We start from the raw sequence: 3956 nt of genomic DNA, 5'->3' as shown, positions 1-3956 counted from the left end.
ATGCGGAAGTAGGCCTGCAGCGGGATCTCGACGTGCACGCCCGGCGGGACGTAGACGAACGAGCCCCCCGACCACACCGACGTGTTCAGTGCGGCGAACTTGTTGTCGCCGGCGGGGATCACCGTGCCGAAGTACTCCTCGAAGAACTCGGGGTGCTCGCGCAGCGCCGTGTCGGTGTCCATGAAGATGACGCCCTGGGCTTCGAGCTGCTCGTTGATCTGGTGGTAGACCACCTCAGACTCGTACTGCGCGGCCACGCCGGCGACGAGGCGCTGCCGCTCCGCCTCGGGGATGCCCAGGCGCTCGTACGTGTTGCGGATCTCCTCGGGGAGCTCCTCCCACGATCCGGCCTGCTTCTCGGTAGAGCGCACGAAGTACTTGATGTTGTCGAAGTCGATCTCGCTGAGGTCGGCGCCCCAGGTCGGCATCGGCTTGCGCTCGAACAGCTGCAGCCCCTTCAGACGGGACTTGAGCATCCACTCCGGTTCGTTCTTCAGGGTGGAGATCCCACGCACCACGGCTTCACTCAGCCCACGCTGAGCGGCGGCCCCGGCTGCGTCGGCGTCGTGCCAGCCGAACTCGTACTGTCCGAGGCTTGCCAGCTCGGGTCGGTCGATCAGGACATCCGACATCGTCACACTCTCCTCCGGGCCACAACGGTGTCATCCGCCCCGGCATTCCTGCTCCTCCGGTGGAGTTCCGAAGAGGGATGCCGCTCGGTGGGCCCAATCAAGTGGCGCAGTCCTGCGCGCCTACACTGTCAGTGATGCGGAGCGCGACGCGCCAGCATCCGACCCTTTGATTCTACAGGCTTCCGCCGCCCCGCCGGTGGCCGGAGCCGCCTCCGGCCACGTCCGGAGCGCATTCCCAGGAGGCGAAGCCCGATGGCCGCGGACCCCACGACCAGCGCCGGCACCGGCGTGTTCCGTCGATTCCGGGAGTGGCTGCCCGCCCGCGTCGACGGTCGGGTCATCGCTGCGGCGTGGGCGACACTGGCCGTACAGGTGGGCATCGTGGGCACCGGCGGCCTCGTGCGTCTCACCGGGTCGGGGCTCGGCTGCCCGACCTGGCCGCGCTGCACTGCGGAGTCGCTCGTGCCCACCCCCGAGATGGGGATCCACGGCGTCATCGAGTTCGGCAACCGGATGCTGACGTTCATCCTGGTGATCGTCGCGATCACGACGTTCCTGTTCGTCGTGCGGATGCGCCGCGAACGGCGCGACCTCTTCTGGCTCGCCCTGGGAATCGGCCTGTATGTCCCACTCCAGGCGATCATCGGCGGCATCACGGTGCTGACCAACCTGAACCCGTACGTCGTCGGGTTGCACTACTTCGCGTCGGTGGTGCTCGTCGCGCTCGCGGCGGTTCTGGTCGCCCGTGTCTATGCCGTGCCGGGGCCACGGGTGCGCGCCGTGCCGGGCTGGTTCGCAGCACTCGCCCACATCACCAGCGCACTGGTGCTGGTCACTGTCGTGGTCGGCATCCTCGTGACCGGCTCAGGACCCCACGCGGGCGACGGCGGCGCTGCGCGCAACGGCCTCGACCCCGGTGTCATGCAGCACGTGCATTCGTGGCCCGCCTACGGCCTGCTCGCCGTCTCGATCCTGCTGTTCATCGGCGCGTGGCGCACGCCGCGGGCTCAGCGGCTCGTCCTGTGGACGGGGCTGCTGCTCATCGTCGAGCTCGCGCAGATCGCGGTGGGACTCTGGCAGGCGCGAACGGGCCTCCCGATCATCCTGGTCAACATCCACATGGTCCTCGCGGTGCTTCTCGTCGCGGCGATGACCGCGGTCGTGATGCACCTCAAGGCTGCCGCTCAGGTCGACGGAGGTCGTTCAGCGTACGCTGGATCGGTCGAGGCAGCGCCGACCCGTCGCTGACTCGGACTCATAGCCGGCTCATCGGATCCGCACACGTGCGGCTCGGGAGGCCCGGCCATGCTGGCGGATGTCGCGTCCTGCGCATCCCGTGCCCGGCGCAGCGGCCCGGCGGCAACGACACGACCGAGTCGGCCGCACACCCGGCCCGCCCGGAACCACATACCAATCGAGGAGTTCACGCATGACCGTTCGTCCCAGCCTTGTCCGCAGCATCCCGTTCTGGATCCTCCTGGTCGGATCGCTCGCCACCGCCGCCGTCGGCGCGTGGCTGACGGTCGACAAGCTCGCCGTGATGTCGGTCGGCCTGTCCGCCGGCACCGCCACCCCCGTCGACGTCTACGTCGGCCAGGTATGGGCGATCATCGGCGGCATCCTGCTCGCCACGGGCATCCTGGGTCTCGCGCTCACCCTGGTGACCGCCGTGATCCGCTCGTTCGTCCCGGTGACCGACGTAGAGATCATCGAGGCGCTCGACTGGTCGGATGACGAGGACGCGCTCGAGAACGCCCCCGTTGCCGAGACGACCCCCGTCACCGAGACGGCTCCGGTCGTCGAGGTCGAGCCCGCGCCGCAGCGCTGACTCACCGCCACAACCTCGGAGTTCTGCACAACCGCGGTCGGAATTCCGACCCTGGGACCGAAGAACTGCAGATCTCCGAGGTTGTGTCGCGCTCCGGCGTCAGCGTGCAAGATGCAGCCCCTGCGCGATGGCCTGCATGATCACGCACTGCACGAAGGGCCAGGCGGCGACCACCTGAAGGTGCCGATGCGGATCACGTGATAGCCCCTGAGCGTGAGCAGCGCGTCAGGGTGCCGGGGTCCATGGCGAGCGCAACCGTGTGCCGGGAATGGCCGAGTTCGCGCAGGCGCGTGACTCGGGCGACTCCGCCGCGCTCGGCGACCGCTGCGAGCAGTCGGTCCTGCGAGCGCCAGGTCCAGAGCGCCCTAGAAGGGCAGCAGCGGGTCGATCGCGATCGCGACGAACAGCAGCGTGAGATACGTGATCGAGGCGTGGAACACGCGCATCGGCCGCGGCTCGGTGCCGCGTACCGCGCGGTTGTAGAGGCGGTGCGATTCGTAGATGAACCAGCCGCCGAACACGAGCGCCGACACGGTGTACACGAGACCCATGCCCGCCACGGGGATCAGCAGCAGCGAGCAGGCCACGGTCGCCCACGCATACAGGATCACCTGCAGCCCGACCTGCGAGCTGTTGCGGGTCGCGCCGAGCATCGGAACGTCGACCTCGTCGTACTGGTCCTTGTACTTCATCGACAGGGGCCAGTAGTGCGGCGGCGTCCACAGGAACACCAGCGCGAACAGGATCATCGGCGTCCACGCGAGGGAGCCGGTGACCGCAGACCATCCGATCAGCACCGGGAAGCATCCCGCGATGCCGCCCCACACGATGTTCTGCTCGGTGCGGCGCTTGAGGATCATCGTGTAGATCACGACGTAGAAGAAGATGGCACCCGCCGACAGCACGGCGGCGAGCCAGTTGGTCGTGAACCACAGCCAGACAGTGGATGCCGCCGCCAGCGTCCACGCGAAGATCAGGGCGCCGCGCGGCGAGACCTCCCCTGTCACGAGCGGGCGGTTCACCGTCCGCTGCATGTGCGCGTCGATGTCGCGGTCGAGATACATGTTGAACGCCGCAGCGGAACCCGCGCTCAGCGAGCCGCCCAGCACGGTGGCCAGCACGAGCCAGAGGTTCGGGAGCCCGCCCTGCGCCAGGATCATCACCGGAACAGTCGTGACCAGCAGCAGCTCGAGCACGCGCGGCTTGGTCAGCGCGATGTACGCACGGATCGTGCGGCCCAGCGAGCGGGGTCGCGCGGCGGACACGTCCGCCGTCATCGTGGTGTCCATCACTCCCCGCTCGACCGCCTGAAACTGCGTCTCGAGTCTATGGCATCGGCGCCGTACGACATCTGAGCCACCGTCTCACACCGCTGCCCTCCGGAGTGTGAGCACCCCGATACAACGGCGACACCGGGAGGACACGAATCGGCCGGACAGGCCTGCCACACTGCCGTCATACGACGTATCGCATAGTCGTGGCGGAATGCCGCTTCG

General features: G+C 68.1%; 3 protein-coding genes and 1 pseudogene. 2 read left to right on the top strand and 2 right to left on the bottom strand.

Annotated features, from left to right (window positions below; all coding sequences use genetic code 11):
* Positions 1 to 632 (bottom strand): annotated as a pseudogene (locus tag VFX99_RS12410) (Fe-S cluster assembly protein SufB); the annotation flags it as partial.
* A 252-nt stretch (positions 633 to 884) separates the two neighbouring features.
* On the opposite strand from VFX99_RS12410, the gene VFX99_RS12405 reads away from it, so the two are divergent.
* The gene (locus VFX99_RS12405; protein WP_329666601.1) at positions 885 to 1880 is read left to right on the top strand and encodes a COX15/CtaA family protein; all 996 of its coding nucleotides are present in this window, start codon (positions 885 to 887) and stop codon (positions 1878 to 1880) included.
* Positions 1881 to 2061: 181 nt separating this feature from the next.
* Positions 2062 to 2460, top strand: a complete 399-nt coding sequence (locus VFX99_RS12400; protein ID WP_329666600.1) for a dinucleotide-utilizing enzyme — start codon at positions 2062 to 2064, stop codon at positions 2458 to 2460.
* Between the two features lie 365 nt (positions 2461 to 2825).
* Here VFX99_RS12400 and VFX99_RS12395 read toward each other — a convergent pair whose 3' ends face one another.
* A complete protein-coding gene (locus VFX99_RS12395) occupies positions 2826 to 3749 on the bottom strand; it encodes a heme o synthase (RefSeq protein WP_414684376.1) in 924 nt (307 codons plus the stop codon).
* Positions 3750 to 3956 lie beyond the last annotated feature (207 nt).

Origin of the sequence: Microbacterium sp., from assembly GCF_036277215.1 — a bacterium.
Classification (GTDB): domain Bacteria; phylum Actinomycetota; class Actinomycetes; order Actinomycetales; family Microbacteriaceae; genus Microbacterium.
This window is presented reverse-complemented; position numbering and strand designations above follow the sequence as displayed.